The following is a 21198-nucleotide window of genomic DNA, read 5'->3' as shown; positions in this document are numbered from 1 at the left end:
CTTCGTACGTCCGCCGTGCCTACCACTGACAGGGTCAGTCTCCACACGTCCGCCGGCGTGCGGAGCCGGAATACTTGACGTATGGACCAGCGTGCCGAACTCAGCGAATTCCTGCGCTCACGCCGGGCCCGGCTGAAGCCGGCGGACGTGGGCCTGCCCGACTTCGGCCGTCACCGCCGGGTGCCCGGGCTGCGCCGTGAGGAGCTGGCGCAGCTGGCCGGGGTGTCCGTGGCGTACTACACCCGGCTCGAACAGGGCAACGGCCAGAACGTGTCCATCGAGGTCCTCGACTCGATCGCCCGGGCCCTGCGGCTGTCGGACACCGAGCGCGACCATCTGACGCATCTGGCGAAGCCGAACCAGAAGAAGAAGAAAAGGGCGGCACGCCCGGTCCGGAAGCTGCGGCCGCAGCTCCAGTTGCTGATCGACGCGATGGACGCGGTCCCTGCGATGTACGTCGGGCGCCGGATGGACGTCCTGGGCTGGAACCGGATGGCGTCCGCTCTCTTCGGGGACTTCGCCGCGCGGCCGCCGGAGGAGCGGAACGTGGCACGGATGGTCTTCCTGGACCAAGCCGCGCGGGAGCTGTACGTCGACTGGGAGTGCAAGGCGGTCGAGGTGGTGAGCACGCTGCGGCTGTACGCGGGCTGCTACCCGGATGACCGGGAACTGTCCTCGCTGGTCGGTGAGTTGTCGGTCAAGAGCGACGACTTCCGTACGCTGTGGGCGGCCCACACGGTGCAGGAGAAGGGGCACGGGACGAAGCGGCTGCACCATCGGCTCGTGGGCGAGATGACGCTGTCCTACGAGACGTTGCGGGTGCCCGACGACCACGACGTGTCGCTCGTGACGTACCACGCGGAGCCCGGCTCGGCGTCCGAGGAGTCCCTGGGCCTGCTGGCGAAGTGGGGCGTCGACGAGAAGGCATTCCCGGCGGCCGCGGAGCGCGGGACGCGCGGCACCCGCTGAGTGCGGCGGCCCCGGCAGGCGCGCGGCGCGGGGTGCCGGCCGGACCCGCGGTGAGGGGTACGGCGAAGGCGGTGGCCCCCGGATGCTCCGGGGCCACCGCCTTCGTGCGGCAGGTGCGGCGAGTCGGGGCGACGTGCGCCGGCGGGATCAGACCGCCGAGCCGGCCTTCCAGTCCGCCCAGCTCATGTTCCAGCCGTTGAGACCGTTGTCGGGCTGGATCGTCTTGTCCTTGGAGTTCTTGACGACCACGACGTCACCGATGATCGAGTTGTTGTAGAACCAGGCCGCGGGCTGCTTCGGGTCGCCGGCGCCCTTGACGTCGTTCAGGCCCACGCAGCCGTGGCTGGTGTTGGCGCTGCCGAAGACCGAGTCGGGACCCCAGTAGTTGCCGTGGATGAACGTGCCGGAGGTGGACAGCCGCATGGCGTGCGGGACGTCCTTGATGTCGTACTCGCCCTTGCCGTCGTCGTCCGTGAAGCCGACGGTCGCCCCGTTCATCCGGGTCTCCTTGAACTTCTCCGAGATGACCATCCGGCCGTTGTAGGTCGGGTTCTCGGGCGAGCCGGCGGAGATCGGGATGGTCTTGATCGTCTTGCCGTCCTGGGTGACCGTCATGGTCTTGGCGGAGGCGTCGACGGTGGAGACCTGGTTGCGGCCGATGGTGAAGGTCACCGTCTTCTGCTGGACTCCGAAGACGCCGTCGGCGCCCTCGACACCGTCCAGGTTCAGCTTCAGCGTGACGGTGGAGCCCTCCTGCCAGTAGTCGTCCGGGCGGAAGTCCAGCCGCTGGGAGTTGAACCAGTGGCCGACGACCTCCTGGCCGCTGCTGGAGGAGACGGTGATGCCGGACTGCACGGCCTTGCGGTCCGTGATCGCCTTGTTGAAGTTGATCGAGACCGGCATGCCGACGCCGACGGTGGATCCGTCCTCGGGCGTGAAGTTGCCGATGAAGCTGTTGTCGGGCGAGACCGTGGTGAACGAGGAGTTCTCGTGCGCCTCGCGGCCCTTCGCGTCCTTGGCGGAGGCCGAGATCTTGTAGACGGTCGCGCGCTCCAGCTGCCCCTTCGGCGCCCAGCTCTTGCCGTCGCCGGCGAGCGTGCCCTCGACGGCCTTGCCGTCGCCGGTGGTCATGGTGACCTCGGTGAGCGTTCCCTTGCTGACGGTGACCTTGGCGGCGTTGTTGATGCTCGCGTTGGTCGCGCCGTTCTTGGGCGAGATGACTATTCGGGCGTCCGAGGCGTCCTTGGCCGCCGCCTCGTCCACCTGCTCCTGCGACTTCTTCGAGCCCTCGGCGGCAGGGCCGTCGGCATCCGCGCTGCTGCAGCCCGTGAGTACCAGTACGCCGCCGAGCAGGGCGGACGCGGCCAGACGTCCGCGCCGCTTGCTGTCCGTCATCACACGCTTCTCCATCGTCACCGATTTACCTGCGATCTCTATCAAGAAGACCCAAACAGCCCCGCCCGGTTCCAGTCCTGGCGGATTTTGTGGGCAACACCACTCAACGACGCACCCGAGGGCGCGCCGGTTGCAGTTGGGCGCCCCTGGCCCGCGATCCGTCACGCCTCTTCGCCATGGACCGCCCGGGGACGGGCCCCGGCCCGCCGCCCGCGGCGTCCGGGGCCCGGCCGGTCCGTCCGGCCGGCTCCGTCACGTCACGGGCGCCGCACGGTCCGTCCCGTCGTCCTGCCCGTCCTCGTCCGTCTCCCCATCTTCCTCGTCGATATCCCAGCCGTCGGCGTCGGGGTCGTAGTCGATCTGCTCACAGCTCCACGACGCCTGGGCGAGCTCCACACCGGGAACGTCACCGACCAGGTCGAACGGGTCGACGAGGTAGGCCAGGGCCTCGGCGGAGTCCACGCTCACGGATGAGGAGGCGTGGGCGCGCTCCTCGTCCGGCATGAGTTCGTCCGTGTCGATGCGGTCCAGGGCCGCCCCGGTCAGCTCTTCCGGTTCGGCCACCTCCAGCACCAATTCGACGTGTAGCCGCACATAGCGTGATGTCTCAGAAGTGGTCATACGACGGAGACTAGAGCGCGGGGCCTCCCGACTTTCCTGCGACCCGCTGCTTTCATTAGCATCGCCGGAGCATCGCCTCACGCGGTCAATTCGCCGTTGTCACAAGGGGGATCGTTTCCCGTGCCCGTCGCCCGTCGTCCGCTGCTGACCGCCGCCGCGGCCGGTTCCCTGCTCTGTGCGCTGTGGTTCGTGCCCTCTGCGAACGCGACCGGTGACGCCGAGTCCGGGCAGCCGGACCGGGCCCGGTCCGGAGCTTCCGCTTCCGGGGTTGCCGACGGCGCTCGCGGCACCTCGCCGGCGGGGGGCGTGCCGGCCGCGGGCGGCACCGCGGACACCCCCGCCCCGGACGCCGTCCCGGCGGGCGCCGAGGACCCGCAGGGCGGTACGCAGGACCTGTCGCTGGCCGACACGGGCAGCGTGGACACGACGCCCTACCTCGTGGGCGGCACGCTGTTCCTCGGGGTCGGTGCCGGGTTCGTGAGCTATGCCGCACGCAGGAGCGGCGGCCGGCTGGTCTGAGTCCGCCGCGGCCCGGGAGCAGGAGCCGCCGGCAGCGGCCGGAACCGCTCGGGAACGCCGGGAAGGGCCCCCCGCGGGGAGGCCCTTTCGTGTGCGGCACCGTGGGCCACCGGGGCGCGGGCCCCGGCGGACGGCCGCGGGGAGCGAACGGCCGCCGGCTCCCCCGGTCTCCGTCAGGCCAGCGGACCGGTCACCGGCTCCACGGCCTCGATCAGCCGTCCGTCCCGGACGAACGCCTCGGCGGCCGCCAGGTCCGGGGCGAGGAAACGATCCGGCCCGGGACCGTCCACGCCCGCCGCGCGCAGGGCCGCGACGGCCGCCTGCGACGCGGGCGCGGGAGTGAGCCCTCGGCGCAGCTCGATCGCGCGGGTCGCCGCGTACAGCTCGACGGCGATGATCCGGGCCAGGTTGTCGACGGCGGTGCGCAGCTTGCGCGCGGCCGACCAGCCCATGGAGACGTGGTCCTCCTGCATGGCGGAGGAGGGGATGGAGTCGGCGGAGGCCGGGACGGCGAGCCGCTTCATCTCACTGACGAGGGCCGCCTGCGTGTACTGGGCGATCATCAGGCCCGAGTCCACGCCGGCGTCGTCGGCGAGGAAGGGCGGCAGACCGTGCGAGCGGTTCTTGTCGAGCAGCCGGTCGGTGCGGCGCTCGGCGATGGAGCCGAGGTCGGCGGCGGCGATCGCGAGGAAGTCGAGCACGTACGCGACGGGCGCCCCGTGGAAGTTGCCGTTGGACTCGACCCTGCCTCCCCCGGCGCCTCCGGCCTCGGAGCCGCCCCCGGGCAGCACCACCGGATTGTCGATGGCGGCGGCGAGTTCGCGCTCGGCGACCAGGGCGGCGTGGGCGATGGTGTCCCGGCCGGCGCCGGCGACCTGCGGTGCGCAGCGCACCGAGTAGGCGTCCTGGACCCGCGGGGCCTCCTCCTCCTGGAAGTGGCCGGTCAGCTCGGAACCCTTGAGCACGGCACTCATGTTGGCGGCGGAGGCGGCCTGGCCGGGGTGGGGCCGGATGGCGTGCAGCTCGGGCGCGAGGACCTTGTCGGTGCCGAGCAGGCCCTCCAGCGTCAGGGCCGCGGTGATGTCGGCGGAGGTGTAGAGCCTGCGCAGATCGGCGAGGGCCATGATCAGCATGCCGAGCATGCCGTCGGTGCCGTTGAGGAGGGCGAGGCCCTCCTTCTCGTGCAGTTCGACGGGCTTGATGCCGTGGGCGGCGAGCAGTTCGCCGGCGGGGCGGACGGTGCCGTCGGGCCCTTCGGCGTCACCCTCGCCCATCAGCGTCAGCGCACAGTGCGACAGCGGCGCGAGGTCGCCGGAGCACCCGAGGGAACCGTACTCGTGCACGACCGGTGTGATCCCGGCGTTGAGGACGTCCGCCATGGTCTGCGCGACCTCGGGGCGTACGCCGGTGTGCCCGGAGGCCACGGTCTTGAGCCGCAGGAACATCAGGGCGCGGACGACCTCGCGCTCGACGCGCGGGCCCATGCCGGCGGCGTGCGAGCGGACGATGTTGCGCTGCAGCTGGGTGCGCAGGTCGTGACCGATGTGCCGGGTCGCCAGGGCGCCGAACCCGGTCGAGACCCCGTACACCGGTTCGGGCTTCGCGGCCAGTGCGTCCACGATCGCGCGCGCGGCGGCGAGCGCGGAGAGCGCGTCGTCGGAGAGCTCGATCCGGGCGTTGCCGCGGGCCACGGCGATGACGTCTTCGGCGGTGGTCCCGGACGTCCCCACCACGACGGTTTGCATATCCATATTCAGCACCCTACGGATTGAATCCCTCTCTGTCACGGGGTGGGTGGGCTCGACCGGCGGCGGCCGGCTCGACCGTGCCCGGCCACCGCCTGCCCGGGCACGGACGGGCCGGCGGCAGCCCCCGGGGCGCGTGCCGCGCACGCGGCCGGCAGCGGCGCGGACAGTGCCGCCCTCGCCGAGGAGTACGGGGCGAAGGGGCGTCAGTGGCGAGCGTCCCGGAAGCGGCGGCGGTCCTGCGACGACGGCGGCGGGGTGTCCGCGAGCGGCAGCACCGAGTCGTCCCGGCCCGCGACCACGGGCCCCGTCGCACGGGCGGCCTTCGCGCGGTACTGAGCGGCGTCCGCGAGCCGGAACAGCCGGCGTGCGGAGCGCACCGCGCCGATCGGATCGCCCGTCGACGCGACGCCGCACGCGACCCCCTCCCCCAGCTTCAACTCACCCGCCCGTACGCAGAGTTCCTCGGCGACCTCGACGACGTCATCGGCCGACGGCCCGGCCGTGAGCAGGCAGAACTCGTCGCCGCCGAGGCGGGCGGCCAGCGCCCCCGGCAGCATCGCGCCGCACAGCGACAGCACCGAGCCGAAGCGCTCCAGCAGCCGATCGCCGGCCGCGTGGCCGTGGGTGTCGTTGACCCGCTTGAGGCCGTTGAGGTCGCACACCACCAGCGAGACCACGGAACCGTCCGTCCGGTGCCGCTCCAGCACCTCGTCCAGCCGGACGTCGACGGCCCGCCGGTTCGCGAGCCCGGTCAGCGGATCGGTGAACGCGAGCCTGCGAACCTCCTCCAGTCTCTCCTGCTGAGCGATCCCGGCCGCCACGACCTGGGCGAGCACGGTCGCGAAGTCGGCGTCGTCCCGCTCGAACACGGGCTCACCCGCCGGACGCGCCACGTACAGCTCGCCCCAGGCCCGGCCGTGCAGCACGATCGGCGCGACGACGCAGCAGCCGCGCCCGCGCTGCCGCAGCGCGTCGACCCGCTGGTGGCTGTAGCCGTGCTCGCCCTCGGCCGCGCCGTCCGCCGTCTCCACCCAGGCGCGCGGGGCACCGCCCCCGGCCCACTGCTCGTGCAGGAACTCGGTGATCTCCGGGAAGCGGTGCACCGGGTAGGTCTCGCCGTCCGGGAACTCCTCCTCGTCCGGGGCGCGCGCTCCCGCGTTCACGAGCACCTTCAGCCGCCCCCGGTCCCGCTCCCAGACGGAGAGCGCGGCGAAGCTCCCCCTCAGCGCGTCGCACGCGGCCGCCGCCGCGCCGCGCCACAGCTCCCGCGGAGTGCGTGCGGCCGCCATCGCCTGTGCGAGCGCGACGACGGCTCGCAGCCGGACATCCTCACCCATTACCCCAGCTTAGGGAGTTTTGTACGGGTTTCACTCGCCGGGCCACTCCGGCTTCCGCTTCTCGTTGAAGGCCGCGACGCCCTCGGCCCGGTCACCGGAGAACGCCACCGAACGCCAGGCCGCGTCCTCGACTTCGAGCCCCGCCCGCAGGTCGAGCCCGTGGCCGAGCCGCAGCGCCCGCTTCGCGGCCCGCAGGCCGACCGGGGAGTTCGCGGCCATCCGGGCGGCCAGGGCGAGGGCGGCCGGACGGGCGTCGTCGGCGAGCTCGTCCACGAGGCCCAACTCCCGGGCCTCGGCCGCCTCCACGCGCCGCGCGGTGAACACCAGCTCGGCGGCACGTGCGGCGCCCACGCGCCGCGGCAGCAGCTGCGTACCGCCGCCACCCGGGATCACGCCGACGGACACCTCGGGCAGTCCGACGACGGCCGTCGCGTCGGCCACGATCACATCGCAGGAGAGCGCCAGTTCGAAGCCTCCGCCCAGCGCGAAGCCGTGCACCGCGGCGATCGTGGGCATCGGCAGTTCCAGCACCCCGGTGTAGGCGGCGCGGGCGGTCGGCCGCTGCCGCACCAACTCCGCGTCGGTGAAGGAGTTGCGCTCCTTGAGGTCGGCACCGACGCAGAAGGCCCGGTCGTTCGACGAGGTCACGACGGTCACCCGCACCGAGTGGTCCGCCGCCAGTTCCTCACAGGCGGCGGCGATCGAGCGGGCCATCTCCGTGGAGACCGCGTTCATGGCCTTGGGCCGGTCGAGCACCAGCTCGGCGACGTGCCCGTCCTCGTGGCGGCGCACGGCGACGTACTCCCCGAAGCGCTGCTCTGACGTGCTTCCGGACCCGATCTCGGAGCTGACCTCGGACATGATCCACGACCTCCCGGTTAACGATGGTTCACCGGCAGGAGATCCTAGGTCGGGCGCCGCGTCAACAGCCAGGGCTCCACCACGCCGAGCCCGCGCACCGGCCGCTGCCACATGGGCTGCAGCGCGAAGCGGTACGACGGGGGCTCCTCGCCCTCCTTCTCGGCGGCGGCCGCCGCCTCCGCGGCCTCCGCCTCCGACTCGGGCGCGTCGCCGGTGCGCGCCAGCTCCGCCGCGAACGCCCCGTCCACCAGGACGGCGTCCTTCGGCGCTATCGAGGTCAGCCGGCTCGCCAGGTTCACCGTCGTGCCGAACACGTCGCCCATGCGGGTCGTGACCGTCCCGAAGGAGATGCCGACCCGCAGGGCCGGCATCGTCTCGTCGCCGGACAGCGTCTCGATGAGCCGCATCGCGATCTCCGCGGCGGTCCCCGCGTCGTCGGCCGCGAACAGCACCTCGTCCCCGAGGGTCTTGATCAGCCGGCCGCCGTGCGCGGCGACCAGGTCGGCGCAGGTGGTCTCGAACGCCTCGACCAGCTCGCCCAGCTCCTCCTCCTCCAGGCGCCGGGTCAGCCGGGTGAAGCCGACGAGGTCGGCGAAGCCGACCGCGAGCCGCCGGTCGACCATCTCCTCGTCGTCCGCGGCCTGCACGACCCGGCCGGTGGCGGCGGCCAGCTGGCGGCGCCACACGTAGACGAGGAACTCCTCGAGCTCCGGCAGAAGCAGCTCGACGAGGGGATAGGTGACCTCGGTTCGGGTCATCCCCGGCTCGGGAGGCTCGGTGAGGCCCTCCAGGAAGGAGTCGATCTGCCACTCCGCGAGCCGGGCCGTGGTCTGGCCGGTGGACCGCGCCACCTGGACCGCCATCGGCTCGCTCAGCAGCCCGGCCTCCACCAGACCGGCCAAGCGGCGCAGGGCGAGTACGTCGGCCTCGGTCAGGGCCTTGGCCTGGCCGATGTCGGCGAAGCCCATGGCCCGCCAGAAGCGGGACGCCAGGTCCATGGAGACCCCGGCGGTCCTGGCCGCCTGAAAGGGGGTGTACCGGCGGTCCGCGCCGAGGATCAGCTGTTCGAGCCGGATGGCCAGCGGGTCCTTGGTCGGCTCGGCCGTGTGGTCGACCTCGTGGTGCGGCGTCGGGTGGACGTCCGACGTCTGCCTCCGGCCGGAGCCGCCCCCCGAGGAGTCCGCCCCGGCGGACGTGCCCCCGCCGGAGGACTCCCCGGGCGCGCTCCCGCCCGGGGAGTCCCCGCCGGAAGCGTCCGCGCCGGAGGCGCTGTCGTCGACGGTCACCGGCCGCCTCCTGCCCGTTCCCTGCGCACTGCCCTGCCGATCTGTCGTGCGTGCCGGTCCGCGTACGGCCGCGGGAAGCCCGGCGCGGCCTCAACGATACGGCAGGTGTGCCCTAGCTCACGTCCCGGTGGCACGGCCGGTCCGGGGTGTCCGGCCGATCACGCCGGACGGCCGCACCCGCGGTCACCGGCCGTTCGGCCGCAGGTGGACGATGTCGCCGGCCCCGATGGGGTGGTCCTTGCCGTCGGGGGTGGTCACCACGAGCCGTCCGTCGCCGTCGATCGCGACCGCCTCGCCGACCAGGCTCCGGTCGCCGGGCAGCTCGGCGCGGACCGTGAGGCCGAGGGTCGAGCAGCCGGCCGCGTACGTCTCCTGCAGCCGCGAGGCACGGGCGTCTCCGTTCGCCGCCCGCCAGGTTCCGTACCAGTCCTCCAGCGAGCGCAGCAGCGCCCGCAGCAGGGGGTCGCGGTCGGTGGAGACGGCGTTGGCGAGGGCCAGGGAGCCCGCCTGGGGCACGGGGAGCTCGTCCTCGCGCAGGGTGACGTTGATCCCGATGCCGACGACCACGCCGTCGTTGCCCACGCGCTCGGCGAGGATGCCGCCCGCCTTCCGCTCCTCCCCGCCGACCTTCACCATCAGGTCGTTCGGCCACTTCAGGGCGAAGTCGGCCCCGGCCGCCCTGGCCAGACCCGTCGCCGCGGCGACACCGGTCAGCAGCGGCAGCCACCCCCAGCGGTCCACGGGCACATCGGGCTTCAGCAGGACGGAGAGGAAGAGCCCGGAGCGCGGGGGCGCGGTCCAGCTGCGGTCGAGACGGCCGCGGCCCGACGTCTGCTCCTCGGCGACGAGCACGGCCCCCTCGCCGAGCTCCGCCGCTCGGGCCGCGAGGTCGGAGTTGGTGGAGCCGGTCGCCTCGACGACGTCGAGCGAGGTCCACAACCCACCGGGGCGGACCAGCGCGCGGCGCAGGGCCGCGGCGTTCAGCGGCGGGCGGTCGAGATCGGACCATCGGCCGCCGGCGGGAGCGCCGGTGAAGTCGTCGGAGGGGCTGCCGGAGGTGTCGTGAGGCGTCATGCCGCACAGCTTGACCCTTTCCGTCCCCGCGAGGCGAACCGCGGGGGGACCGTGTCGGGTCACGTGCGCAAGCGCTCCGGGGTGTGGCCAACGCCGCACTGCCGAACGGTATCCGCGCCGATACGCTACGAGTCAGTAGCCAGACCTCTCTTTACGTAGCCAACACCCCCGTGACCAGGCAGGGAGCCGCATCCCGATGTCCGAGCCGGCAGAGCACCAAGAGATCGACATCCACACCACCGCTGGCAAGCTCGCGGATTTCCAGCGCCGTGTCCACGAGGCGACGCACGCGGGCTCCGAGCGCGCGGTCGAGAAGCAGCACGCCAAGGGCAAGCTGACCGCCCGTGAGCGGATCGAACTCCTCCTCGACGAGGGGTCGTTCGTCGAGCTGGACGAGCTCGCGCGGCACCGCTCCACCAACTTCGGTCTCGAGAAGACCCGCCCGTACGGCGACGGGGTCGTCACCGGCTACGGCACGGTCGACGGCCGGCCGGTGGCCGTCTTCTCGCAGGACTTCACGGTCTTCGGCGGGGCACTGGGCGAGGTCTTCGGCCAGAAGATCATCAAGGTGATGGACTTCGCGCTGAAGACCGGCTGCCCGGTCGTCGGGATCAACGACTCCGGCGGCGCGCGCATCCAGGAGGGCGTCAGCGCGCTGGGCATGTACGGCGAGATCTTCCGCCGCAACACCCACGCCTCTGGCGTGATCCCGCAGATCTCCCTGGTCGTCGGTCCCTGTGCGGGCGGCGCCGTGTACTCGCCCGCGATCACCGACTTCACGGTGATGGTCGACCAGACGTCGCACATGTTCATCACCGGCCCCGACGTCATCAAGACGGTCACCGGCGAGGACGTGGGCTTCGAGGAACTGGGCGGCGCCCGCACCCACAACACCACGTCCGGTGTCGCCCACCACATGGCCGGCGACGAGAAGGACGCGATCGAGTACGTCAAGTCGCTGCTGTCGTACCTGCCGTCGAACAACCTGTCCGAGCCCCCGTCCTTCCCCGAGGACGCCTCCCTGGACCTCACCGCGGAGGACCAGGAGCTGGACACGCTGATGCCGGACAGCGCCAACCAGCCCTACGACATGCACACGATCATCGAGCACGTGCTGGACGACGGTGAATTCCTGGAGACCCAGGCGATGTTCGCGCCGAACATCGTGACCGGCTTCGGGCGGGTCGAGGGCTACCCGGTCGGCATCGTCGCCAACCAGCCGATGCAGTTCGCGGGCTGTCTCGACATCGACGCCAGCGAGAAGGCCGCGCGCTTCGTGCGCACCTGCGACGCGTTCAACATCCCCGTGATCACGTTCGTCGACGTGCCCGGCTTCCTGCCGGGCGTGGACCAGGAGTACGGCGGCATCATCCGGCGCGGCGCCAAGCTGATCTACGCCTACGCCGAGGCGACCGTCCCGCTCATCACCGTGATCACGCGCAAGGCGTTCGGCGGCGCGTACGACGTCATGGGCTCCAAGCACCTGGGCGCCGATCTGAACCTGGCCTGGCCGACCGCGCAGATCGCGGTGATGGGCGCGCAGGGCGCGGTGAACATCCTGCACCGCCGTACGCTCGCCGCCGCCACGGACGCCGAGGCCCAGGAGAAACTGCGGGCCGAGCTGATCACGGCGTACGAGGACACCCTCCTCAACCCGTACATCGCGGCCGAGCGCGGCTACATCGATGCCGTGATCATGCCCTCCGACACCCGCGCCCAGATCGTGAAGGGCCTGCGTCAGCTGCGCACGAAGCGGGAAAACCTTCCCCCGAAGAAGCACGGCAACATCCCGCTGTAGGCCCCGAGGACCGCGAGGAGCACTGATGATCAAGGTCGTACGGGGCAACCCGACCCCGGAGGAGCTGGCCGCCGCACTGGCGGTGGTCCAGGCGCGGGCCGCGGCGACGGCCTCCGCCGTCTCCGGCGCGCCGCTGCCGCCCGAGGATTGGTCGGACCCGGCCCGTATCGCCCGGGCCAGGGCCCTGCGGCCGGGACCGCGGGCGTGGACGCGGACGTACTGGCCGGGCTGAGCCCGCGAGCGGGAGTTCACGACGGCGCCGCCGGTCCGTGACTAGTCCCTCGGCACCGGGGCGCCTGAGTATCCGTACTCAGGCGCCCTTCGCGTCCCGGCATCACGATCGGAAGCATGCTGTGGTCCGACCCGGAGAACGAACCCCCGCAGGAAATGCGCGACATGCAGGCGATGATGCGGCGTGCCGGCATCCTGCTGGCGCTTGCCATGATCATCGCGATGTTCGTCGTCGGGCTGCACTGAAGGCCGCCCCGAGGGCCGGGGCAGGGCGTCGGGCCGCCGCCCCGTGCGCACCGGCCGTCCTGGTCGTTCCGGTGCCGGGGCCCTGCGCCGTCACCCGCGGCGGGTTGCCGCATCGGACTCCGGGCCGCCGCCCGGGCCGCCTACGATGGCCCGCATGACCGATCAGCGCCGCCGTGTCGTCCTCGCCTCCGCCTCTCCCGCCCGTCTCGGACTGCTCCGCGACGCCGGGCTCGCCCCCGAGGTCGTCGTCAGCGGTGTCGACGAGGACGCGCTGACCGCTTCCGACCCGGGCACCCTCGCGCTCGTCCTCGCCGAGGCCAAGGCGGACGCGGTCGCCGCCCGCCCGGAGGCCGCCGGCGCCCTCGTGATCGGCTGCGACTCCGTGCTCGAACTCGACGGCGAGGCCCTCGGCAAGCCCGCAGACGAGGAAGAGGCCACCGCCCGGTGGAAGTCCATGCGCGGCCGTGCGGGCATCCTGCAGACCGGCCACTGCGTCGTCGACACCGCCACCGGCCGCCGCGCCTCCGCGACCGCCTCCACCACGGTCCGCTTCGGCGAACCGACGGACGCCGAGATCGCCGCGTACGTCGCGAGCGGTGAACCGCTGCACGTGGCGGGCGCGTTCACGCTGGACGGCCGGTCCGCCCCGTTCGTCGACGCCATCGAGGGCAGCCACGGCAATGTGATCGGCCTGTCCCTGCCGCTGCTGCGCCGTCTGCTGGCGGACCTCGGAATCGGCATCACCGACCTCTGGGCCTGACACGGGCAGGGCCTCGCCCCGGGCCGTGGCCCGTCAGGCTGCCGGCGCCCTCATGCCGTCGCCGGACCGTCGCCGACGACGGGCCCCTTGTCCATGGAGACCGACGGGCCCTCGTCCGCGGGCCCGGCCCCTCGCCCGCTCTCCGCCGGCTCCGTCCCGCCGTACTGCAGCAGGGCGAGCACGATCAGCCCCAGCGCCACCATCAGGAACGCGAACGCGTGCCAGCCGACCAGGCCCACGGTCAGCGCGCCCAGCACGCCGTGCACCACCGCGCAGCTGACCAGGAGCACCCGGCCCCAGCGGCCGGGACCGCGGTCGCGGACGGCGGCGACCAGGAAGAGCGTGCCGCAGGCGGCGAGGAAGAACCCGAACACCCCGCCCATCGCCCAGGTGCTGGTGGCCATGACATCCGGATCGAGGCCGTCCAGGGACATGCTCTGGTTGTTCACGAAGGTGGCCATGATGCCGTTGATCACCACGATGCCGACGGCTTCCAGATAGAGCACGATCGCGGCCACCACGGCCACCGTTCTGCGTACCACGGCGCCCACCCCTTAGCTTCCCAGCCTCTGTTACCACCAGTACGAACGACACGGCGAACGCTACTAACGGGTAAACCCGCGGACAAGGGCCCGGGCACGGGCAAAGAATCATTCGGCCATTCGTAGGGACTCCACAAAGAAACGCGCGTCGCCACTGGCCGCTGAGGCAGAGACCTTGACCACACCCGACGGCTACTCTGCACAGGAGAAAACCGACGTACCGTGGTGCGACAAGGGCATTCACAGTGCGGCCACGCCCCGGATCACCCTCCGTGTGGGGAAGCTCACGACTGGGAACGGGTCGAAAGGCCGTGTCGGTAGTCCCTAAACTCAGCGTGTTTCAGCGAAGTCTTCGGCGCGGTGACCCGCCGAGTGCTCCGGCCGGCGCGCCCGGACGGGGACCGGCCCGCGGCGTAGCCGCAAACCGGGGCGTCACCCCCGGGATAACAGCAAGGAGGGAGCCATCGTGCGCAAGGTGCTCATCGCCAACCGAGGCGAGATCGCTGTCCGCGTTGCCCGTGCATGCCGGGACGCCGGGATCGCGAGCGTAGCCGTCTACGCCGATCCGGACCGTGACGCTCTGCACGTCCGCGCGGCCGACGAAGCGTTCGCCCTGGGCGGTGACACCCCGGCCGCCAGCTATCTGGACATGGCCAAGGTCCTCCAGGCAGCCGCCGACTCCGGCGCGGACGCCATCCACCCCGGATACGGCTTCCTCTCCGAGAACGCCGACTTCGCCCAGGCCGTCATCGACGCCGGGCTCACCTGGATCGGCCCCCCGCCGGCCGCGATCCGCGACCTCGGCGACAAGGTGGCGGCCCGTCACATCGCCCAGCGCGCCGGTGCCCCGCTGGTGGCCGGCACCCCCGACCCGGTCTCCGGCGCGGACGAGGTCGTCGCCTTCGCCGAGGAGAACGGCCTCCCGATCGCGATCAAGGCCGCCTTCGGCGGTGGCGGGCGCGGCCTGAAGGTCGCCCGCACGCTGGAGGAGGTCCCCGAGCTGTACGACTCGGCGGTGCGCGAGGCCGTCGCGGCGTTCGGCCGCGGCGAGTGCTTCGTCGAGCGGTACCTGGACAAGCCGCGTCACGTCGAGACCCAGTGCCTGGCCGACCAGCACGGCAACGTGGTGGTCGTGTCCACCCGTGACTGCTCGCTGCAGCGCCGGCACCAGAAGCTGGTGGAGGAGGCCCCCGCGCCGTTCCTCACCCAGGAGCAGAACGCCGAGCTGTACCGGGCGTCCAAGGCCATCCTCAAGGAGGCCGGCTACGTCGGCGCCGGCACCGTGGAGTTCCTCGTCGGCAACGACGGCACGATCTCCTTCCTCGAGGTCAACACCCGTCTGCAGGTCGAGCACCCGGTCACCGAGGAGGTCACCGGCATCGACCTGGTGCGGGAGATGTTCCGCATCGCCGACGGCGAGAAGCTCGGCTACGACGACCCGCCGCTGCGGGGCCACTCCTTCGAGTTCCGCATCAACGGCGAGGACCCGGGCCGCAACTTCCTCCCGGCTCCCGGCACCGTCACCTCCTTCGTCGCGCCCTCCGGTCCGGGCGTCCGCCTGGACGCGGGCGTGGAGTCCGGCAGCGTCATCGGCCCCGCGTGGGACTCGCTGCTGGCGAAGCTGATCGTCACCGGCGCCACTCGTGAGCAGGCGCTGCAGCGTGCGGCGCGGGCCCTGGCCGAGTTCCAGGTCGAGGGCATGGCCACGGCCATCCCGTTCCACCGCGCCGTCGTAGCGGACCCGGCCTTCGCCCCGGCGGGCGGCACGCCGTTCAAGGTCCACACCCGCTGGATCGAGACCGAGTTCGTCAACGAGATCAAGCCCTTCGCCGCCCCGGCCGACGCCGAGGCGGAGGAGGAGCCGGGCCGCGAGACGGTCGTCGTCGAGGTCGGCGGCAAGCGCCTGGAGGTCTCGCTGCCGTCCTCGCTGGGCATGACCCTGGCCCGGACCGCCGCGGCCGGCGGAGCGCGCCCCAAGCGCCGCGCGGCCAAGAAGTCCGGCCCCGCCGCCTCCGGCGACACGCTGGCGTCCCCGATGCAGGGCACCATCGTCAAGGTCGCGGTGGAGGAGGGCCAGGAGGTCAAGGAAGGCGACCTCGTCGTCGTCCTCGAGGCCATGAAGATGGAGCAGCCGCTGAACGCCCACCGCTCCGGCACCGTGAAGGGCCTGAGCGCCGAGGTCGGCGCGTCGATCACGTCCGGCGCGGTGATCTGCGAGATCAAGGACTGACGCCGCCCGCCCAGCCGTCACGGACGGGGCCCGCCGGGATGATCCCGGCGGGCCCCGTCCGCGTTCCGCGGGAGGGCCGGCCGGGGTACGCACCCGCGCGCCGATGGCATGCTGGGTGCCATGACGACGAGTACGGCGGCCGGCGCCACAGCGGGCGCGGTCCGGCCGATGCGGGCCGACGCGCGCCGCAACTACGAGCGGCTGCTCGTCGAGGCGCGCACGGCCTTCGCCGAGCACGGCACCGACGCGTCCCTCGAGGACATCGCCAAGCGGGCGGGCGTGGGCATCGGCACGCTCTACCGCCATTTCCCGAACCGGCACGCGCTGATGAACGCGGTCTTCCAGGACGCGCTGGAGTCACTGCTCACCCGGTCCCGGGAACTGGCCTCGGCGGACCAGCCGTGCGCCGCGCTCGTGGAATGGCTGCGCGCCATCATCACTCATGCGGGTGAATACCGCGGGGTGGCCCGGGCACTCATGTCGGCGTCGCACGACGCCAGTTCCGCGCTGTCCCAGTGCAGCGTCCCGCTCCGCGAGGCGGGCGCCCGGCTCCTCTCCCGCGCCCAGGCGGCCGGCGCGGTGCGGGGCGACGTCTCCATCGCCGACCTTCTGCAGCTCACCAACGCGATCGCCCTGGCGGCCGAACAGGCCCCGGCCGACCCCGAACTCGCCGACCGTCTGCTGATGCTGACGTTGCGCGGTCTGAAGGCGTAGTGCCGCATCGGTGGCGGGCCCCGCGGGGCACCGCCGCCACGGCGGCCGGACACCGCTCCCCGCCCGGCCCTTGCGCGGCACGTCCTGCCTGCCCGCCGGACCTGGCCACCCCGAGGCCACGCCCGGACCCGTGACTCGCCCGGCCCCCGGACCGTCGGCCCGGCAGGCCGCCTCCGCCGTGCGGGGAGAACAGTGCCCGCACGGGCACCGCAGGGCGCCGTGTCCCGGTGCCCTCAGCGGCGGCGGAGGTCCGCCACGCGCCGCTCCGGGGCATCAGCCGTCATGGCCGCGGCCGGGCGGAGGGGGGTGGTCGGGTGGGTGGTGCGGCGCTGTCCCGGGAGCGGGACCTCACGGCGCGGATGGGTCGCGTCGACCGCCGTGCCGGCGACGGCCACCTGCACCCCCTGGTCCGCGAGCGCCTGGAGCTCCGTCGCCGCCCGGTCGTCGTGCTGGGGCGGCTCGTCCGTCACCAGGCGGGTGATCACGTCCGTCGGCACGGTCTGGAACATGGTGTCCGTGCCCAGCTTGGTGTGGTCGGCCAGCACCACGACCTCCGAGGCGGCCTGCACCAGCGCCCGGTCCACGCTCGCCGAGAGCATGTTGGACGTGGACAGACCCCGCTCGGCCGTCAGGCCACTGCCGGACAGGAAGGCACGGGAGACCCGCAGTCCCTGGAGGGACTGCTCCGCCCCGCTGCCGACCAGCGCGTAGTTCGAGCCACGCAGCGTGCCGCCGGTCATGACGACCTCGACCCGGTTGGCGTGCGCCAACGCCTGCGCGACGAGCAGTGAGTTGGTGACCACGGTGAGCCCCGGGATACGCGCGAGCCGGCGGGCCAGCTCCTGCGTGGTCGTACCGGCGCCGACCACGATGGCCTCGCCCTCTTCGACCAGGCCCGCGGCGAGATCGGCGATGGCCGTCTTCTCCGCGGTCGCGAGATGGGATTTCTGCGGGAAGCCGGACTCTCGCGTGAATCCGCCCGGCAACACCGCACCGCCGTGCCGGCGGTCGAGCAGTCCTTCTGCCTCCAGGGCCCGCACGTCCCGCCGTACGGTCACTTCGGAGGTCTGGACGACGCGGGCGAGCTCACGGAGCGAAACGGCCCCGTTTGCGCGCACCATTTCGAGGATCAATTGACGACGTTCTGCAGCGAACACGAAACTGACAGTAACCCCAGCGGTAGATGCTTTTCAGCACTTTGCGCCGAATACGGGAAGTTGCCCACACCGGGGTACCGGAAGTGGTATAGGACCCCTGCCCTATCGTCCCGGCTTGCCGGGGTTGATCCCGGCCGCTCCCGCGCTACGCCCCGCCCGTCGCCTTCCGGGTGTGGAGCTGCCGCGCGACTTCGGCGATCGAGCCCGACAACGACGGGTACACGGTGAAAGCGTTTGCGATCTGTTCCACCGTCAGGTTGTTGTCGACCGCGATCGAGATGGGGTGGATCAGTTCCGAAGCGCGCGGCGCCACGACCACGCCGCCGACCACGATGCCGGTGCCGGGACGGCAGAAGATCTTCACGAAGCCGTCCCTGATGCCCTGCATCTTGGCGCGCGGGTTGCGCAGCAGCGGCAGCTTGACGACCCGGGCGTCGATGACGCCGCCGTCCACGTCCGCCTGCGTGTAGCCGACGGTCGCGATCTCCGGGTCGGTGAACACGTTCGACGAGACGGTCTTCAGGTTGAGAGGGGTCACCGCGTCGCCCAGGAAGTGGTACATGGCGATACGTCCCTGCATCGCCGCCACCGACGCCAGCGCGAAGACACCCGTGACGTCGCCGGCCGCGTACACACCCGGCGCCGTCGTGCGCGAGACCTTGTCGGTCCAGATGTGCCCGGACTCGGTGAGCCTGATCCCGGCCTCCTCCAGGCCCATGCCCGCGGAGTTGGGGATGGCGCCGACGGCCATCAGGCAGTGCGTGCCGGAGATGACCCGGCCGTCGGCCAGCGTCACCTCGACCCGGTCGCCGACCCGCTTGGCCGACTGGGCACGGGAGCGGGCCATGACGTTCATGCCGCGGCGCCGGAAGACGTCCTCGAGGACAGCGGCGGCGTCCGGGTCCTCGCCCGGCAGCACCCGGTCGCGGGAGGAGACGAGCGTGACCCGGGAACCGAGCGCCTGGTAGGCGCCGGCGAACTCGGCACCCGTCACGCCCGAACCGACCACGATCAGCTCTTCCGGCAGCTCGTCCAGGTCGTACACCTGGGTCCAGTTGAGGATCCGCTCGCCGTCCGGCTGTGCGTCGGGGATCTCGCGCGGGTGGCCTCCGGTGGCGATCAGCACGGCGTCGGCGGTGAGCGTCTCCTCGCTGCCGTCCGCCGCGGCGACGATCACCTTGCGGGAGCCGTCCATGGCCTGCCCGCCGTCGAGCCGGCCCCGGCCGCGCATGACGCGCGCGCCCGCACGCGTCACGGAGGCGGTGATGTCGTGGGACTGGGCGAGCGCGAGCCGCTTCACCCGCCGGTTGACCTTGCCGAGGTCGACGCCGACGATCCGGGCGGCCTGCTCGATGTGCGGGGTGTCGTCCGCCACGATGATGCCGAGCTCCTCGTGCGAGGAGTCGAAGTTCGTCATCACCTCGGCCGTGGCGATCAGGGTCTTCGAGGGCACGCAGTCGGTGAGTACGGAGGCTCCGCCGAGGCCGTCGCAGTCGACGACGGTCACCTCCGCGCCGAGCTGGGCGGCCACCAGAGCCGCCTCGTATCCGCCGGGTCCGCCGCCGATGATCACGATCCGGGTCACTGGGGTTACGCCTCGCGCTCTCGCTCTGCCGGGTGTCCGTCCCACCCATTCTCCCGCACGCGCGAACCTGCTTCGCGCCGGGGGCTCTCCCGGGCGGGGAGCGGACCGGCGGGGAGGACGGGGGAGCCGGGCGCGAACGCGGGACCTGCGCGTACGGGCCCAGGCGCGCACGAAGGGGCTCCTCCCGGAGGGCCCGTCCCGGGGCATCGGGGCGGGCGGCCACGGCTTCCCCTCCCGTACCCTCGATCCCATGTCGCTCTACGCCGCGTACGCCGGCAACCTCGACGCGCGGCTGATGACCCGCCGCGCACCGCACTCCCCGCTGCGCAGCACGGGCTGGCTCAACGGCTGGCGGCTGACGTTCGGCGGCGAGCAGATGGGCTGGGAAGGCGCGCTGGCCACGATCGTGGAGGCCCCCCGCTCCCAGGTCTTCGTCGCGCTGTACGACATCGCGCCGCTCGACGAGGACTCGATGGACCGCTGGGAGGGCGTAGGGCTCGACATCTACCGCCGCATGCGCGTCCGGGTGGACACGCTGGACGGCGAGGAACCGGCCTGGGTGTACGTCCTGAACGGGTACGAGGGCGGGCTGCCCTCCGCCCGCTACCTGGGCGAGATCGCCGACGCGGCCGAGTCCGCGGGCGCCCCCCACGACTATGTGATGGAGCTGCGCAAGCGCCCCTGCTGACCGGGGCGCAGGGGCGTACCCGCCGGACGCGGCGCCCGTCCCCCGGCACCCGGCAGGTCCCTCGACCGGGCGGCACCACCTCGTCGCGGCCGTTCACGACCGCCGCGGCCACGGCTGCCTCCGCGCCTCCGCCCGGCGCCGCTCCCCCCGCTCGGGCCCTTGCCCGGCGCCCGTCAGCCCGTCCCGGCACGCAGGGCCGCAGGCCGCCGTACCGGTCCCGCGCACCTCCGCGCACCTCCGCGCCACTTCGCCCGCGCCGCTTCGCCCGCTGTGGCCGGCCGGGGGCCTCGCGCGCACCTCCGCGCGGCCGGCGCCGCCGTGAACTGCGCGCGTCGCGCGCCCTCTTCCCCGGCTTTGTGCGTTTCCACCAGGAAACGGTTGCAGAGTCGTGAGCATCGTCATCTACGCGCGTAGGGTTTCTCAGGCTAGGCTTTTCTCGTGAACGTTTCTCATACCCCGGACCCCCATGCCGCCGCCGACGCCGCGGCCGCGCGCCTGCGAGAGCTGACCGGCGCCGAGACCCACGACGTCGCCCTGGTGATGGGCTCGGGCTGGGCGCCCGCAGTCGACGCCCTCGGTGCCCCCGACGCCGAGTTCCCGGTCACCGAACTGCCGGGCTTCCCGCCCCCGGCGGTCGAGGGCCACGGCGGCAAGATCCGCTCGTACCGGATCGGTGAGAAGCGCGCGCTCGTCTTCCTCGGCCGTACGCACTACTACGAGGGCCGCGGCGTCGCCGCCGTGGCCCACGGTGTGCGCACCGCCGTCGCCTCCGGCTGCAAGACCGTCGTCCTGACCAACGGCTGCGGCGGTCTGCGCGAGGGCATGCGGCCCGGCCAGCCGGTCCTGATCAGCGATCACATCAACCTCACCGCGGCCTCCCCGATCGTCGGCGCCAACTTCGTCGACCTGACCGACCTCTACTCGCCGCGGCTGCGGGCGCTCTGCAAGGAGGTGGACGCGACGCTGGAGGAGGGCGTGTACGTCCAGTTCCCCGGCCCGCACTACGAGACCCCGGCCGAGATCAACATGGTCCGTGTCATGGGCGGCGACCTGGTCGGCATGTCCACGGTCCTCGAGGCCATCGCGGCCCGCGAGGCCGGCGCCGAGGTGCTGGGCATCTCCCTGGTCACCAACCTCGCCGCGGGGCTCTCGGGCGAGCCGCTGAACCACGAGGAGGTCCTGCAGGCCGGCCGTGACTCCGCGGCGCGGATGGGCGAGCTGCTCACCCAGGTGCTGGCCCGGATCTGACGGGACACCGCCGCGGCGCCGGAGCGGCGCCCGGCACGGACCCCGCGGGCCGCGCGGGACCGGAAGGCCGGCGGCGGCCCGGGGCGCGGCGGGACGACACCGCCGCCCCGAACGGGCAGGCGCGGGCGCACGTGTCGTCGGGCACACCGGCGGCGGCGCCCACGCTCACGACGACATCAGAGAGGCACA

20 protein-coding genes are annotated in these 21198 nt (G+C 72.6%); 10 read left to right on the top strand and 10 right to left on the bottom strand.

What is annotated here, in order from left to right; genetic code table 11:
• Positions 1-81: 81 nt before the first annotated feature.
• Positions 82-969: a helix-turn-helix transcriptional regulator gene (locus tag BLT82_RS03695; protein ID WP_093652348.1), complete on the top strand. Its 888-nt coding sequence runs from the start codon at positions 82-84 to the stop codon at positions 967-969.
• 147 nt (positions 970-1116) lie between these two features.
• Here the strand turns inward: BLT82_RS03695 and BLT82_RS03690 are convergent, their stop codons facing one another.
• Together BLT82_RS03690 and BLT82_RS03685 are read right to left on the bottom strand one after the other, a co-directional pair.
• A complete protein-coding gene (locus BLT82_RS03690; RefSeq protein WP_093652347.1) occupies positions 1117-2379 on the bottom strand; it encodes a L,D-transpeptidase in 1263 nt (420 codons plus the stop codon).
• A gap of 237 nt (positions 2380-2616) precedes the next feature.
• Positions 2617-2985, bottom strand: coding sequence for a hypothetical protein (locus BLT82_RS03685; RefSeq protein WP_244291820.1), 369 nt, complete (start codon positions 2983-2985; stop codon positions 2617-2619).
• Between the two features lie 120 nt (positions 2986-3105).
• Between BLT82_RS03685 and BLT82_RS03680 the strand changes: the two genes are divergently transcribed.
• A complete protein-coding gene (locus BLT82_RS03680; RefSeq protein ID WP_093652346.1) occupies positions 3106-3504 on the top strand; it encodes a hypothetical protein in 399 nt (132 codons plus the stop codon).
• 173 nt (positions 3505-3677) lie between these two features.
• Here BLT82_RS03680 and hutH read toward each other — a convergent pair whose 3' ends face one another.
• The 5 genes from hutH to BLT82_RS03655 all read right to left on the bottom strand — a co-directional run bounded on the left by hutH (position 3678) and on the right by BLT82_RS03655 (position 9810).
• Entirely contained in the window at positions 3678-5249 is a 1572-nt protein-coding gene (gene hutH, locus BLT82_RS03675) for a histidine ammonia-lyase (RefSeq protein ID WP_208867717.1), read from the bottom strand.
• A 206-nt stretch (positions 5250-5455) separates the two neighbouring features.
• Positions 5456-6589, bottom strand: coding sequence for a GGDEF domain-containing protein (locus tag BLT82_RS03670; protein ID WP_093652344.1), 1134 nt, complete (start codon positions 6587-6589; stop codon positions 5456-5458).
• Between the two features lie 30 nt (positions 6590-6619).
• A complete protein-coding gene (locus tag BLT82_RS03665) occupies positions 6620-7450 on the bottom strand; it encodes an enoyl-CoA hydratase/isomerase family protein (protein ID WP_093652343.1) in 831 nt (276 codons plus the stop codon).
• Between the two features lie 44 nt (positions 7451-7494).
• Positions 7495-8736: an adenylate/guanylate cyclase domain-containing protein gene (locus BLT82_RS03660; RefSeq protein ID WP_093652342.1), complete on the bottom strand. Its 1242-nt coding sequence runs from the start codon at positions 8734-8736 to the stop codon at positions 7495-7497.
• 183 nt (positions 8737-8919) lie between these two features.
• Positions 8920-9810: a biotin--[acetyl-CoA-carboxylase] ligase gene (locus tag BLT82_RS03655; RefSeq protein ID WP_208867686.1), complete on the bottom strand. Its 891-nt coding sequence runs from the start codon at positions 9808-9810 to the stop codon at positions 8920-8922.
• A gap of 196 nt (positions 9811-10006) precedes the next feature.
• Here BLT82_RS03655 and BLT82_RS03650 point away from each other — a divergent pair, with 196 nt between their 5' ends.
• The 4 genes from BLT82_RS03650 (at position 10007) to BLT82_RS03635 (ending at position 12845) form a co-directional block, all read left to right on the top strand.
• Positions 10007-11608, top strand: a complete 1602-nt coding sequence (locus tag BLT82_RS03650) for an acyl-CoA carboxylase subunit beta (protein WP_093652341.1) — start codon at positions 10007-10009, stop codon at positions 11606-11608.
• A 25-nt stretch (positions 11609-11633) separates the two neighbouring features.
• Positions 11634-11840 carry an acyl-CoA carboxylase epsilon subunit gene (locus BLT82_RS03645; RefSeq protein WP_093652340.1) on the top strand — a complete coding sequence of 69 codons (207 nt, stop codon included), beginning with the start codon at positions 11634-11636 and terminating at the stop codon, positions 11838-11840.
• A gap of 116 nt (positions 11841-11956) precedes the next feature.
• The gene (mmpB, locus tag BLT82_RS38530; protein WP_093652339.1) at positions 11957-12085 is read left to right on the top strand and encodes a morphogenic membrane protein MmpB; all 129 of its coding nucleotides are present in this window, start codon (positions 11957-11959) and stop codon (positions 12083-12085) included.
• 145 nt (positions 12086-12230) lie between these two features.
• Positions 12231-12845, top strand: coding sequence for a nucleoside triphosphate pyrophosphatase (locus BLT82_RS03635; RefSeq protein ID WP_208867685.1), 615 nt, complete (start codon positions 12231-12233; stop codon positions 12843-12845).
• Between the two features lie 50 nt (positions 12846-12895).
• Here BLT82_RS03635 and BLT82_RS03630 read toward each other — a convergent pair whose 3' ends face one another.
• Entirely contained in the window at positions 12896-13396 is a 501-nt protein-coding gene (locus BLT82_RS03630) for a hypothetical protein (RefSeq protein ID WP_093652337.1), read from the bottom strand.
• A 457-nt stretch (positions 13397-13853) separates the two neighbouring features.
• Between BLT82_RS03630 and BLT82_RS03625 the strand changes: the two genes are divergently transcribed.
• Complete coding sequence (locus BLT82_RS03625) at positions 13854-15617, top strand: acetyl/propionyl/methylcrotonyl-CoA carboxylase subunit alpha (RefSeq protein WP_093652336.1); 1764 nt, start codon at positions 13854-13856, stop codon at positions 15615-15617.
• Positions 15618-15737: 120 nt separating this feature from the next.
• Positions 15738-16331 (top strand): TetR/AcrR family transcriptional regulator, encoded by a 594-nt coding sequence (locus tag BLT82_RS03620; RefSeq protein ID WP_404202815.1) that lies wholly within the window; start codon positions 15738-15740, stop codon positions 16329-16331.
• 233 nt (positions 16332-16564) lie between these two features.
• Here BLT82_RS03620 and BLT82_RS03615 read toward each other — a convergent pair whose 3' ends face one another.
• Both BLT82_RS03615 and BLT82_RS03610 read right to left on the bottom strand, forming a co-directional pair.
• A complete protein-coding gene (locus BLT82_RS03615; protein ID WP_244291819.1) occupies positions 16565-17452 on the bottom strand; it encodes a DeoR/GlpR family DNA-binding transcription regulator in 888 nt (295 codons plus the stop codon).
• A gap of 181 nt (positions 17453-17633) precedes the next feature.
• Entirely contained in the window at positions 17634-19073 is a 1440-nt protein-coding gene (locus BLT82_RS03610) for an NAD(P)H-quinone dehydrogenase (protein ID WP_093652333.1), read from the bottom strand.
• 250 nt (positions 19074-19323) lie between these two features.
• On the opposite strand from BLT82_RS03610, the gene BLT82_RS03605 reads away from it, so the two are divergent.
• Positions 19324-19761, top strand: coding sequence for a gamma-glutamylcyclotransferase family protein (locus BLT82_RS03605; RefSeq protein ID WP_093652332.1), 438 nt, complete (start codon positions 19324-19326; stop codon positions 19759-19761).
• A 438-nt stretch (positions 19762-20199) separates the two neighbouring features.
• Positions 20200-21009, top strand: a complete 810-nt coding sequence (locus BLT82_RS03600; RefSeq protein ID WP_093652331.1) for a purine-nucleoside phosphorylase — start codon at positions 20200-20202, stop codon at positions 21007-21009.
• Positions 21010-21198 lie beyond the last annotated feature (189 nt).

Origin of the sequence: Streptomyces wuyuanensis (assembly GCF_900103455.1) — a bacterium.
In the GTDB taxonomy this organism is placed as follows: domain Bacteria; phylum Actinomycetota; class Actinomycetes; order Streptomycetales; family Streptomycetaceae; genus Streptomyces; species Streptomyces wuyuanensis.
The sequence above is the reverse complement of the archived record's forward strand: the minus strand, read 5'-3'. Positions and strand labels throughout refer to the sequence as shown.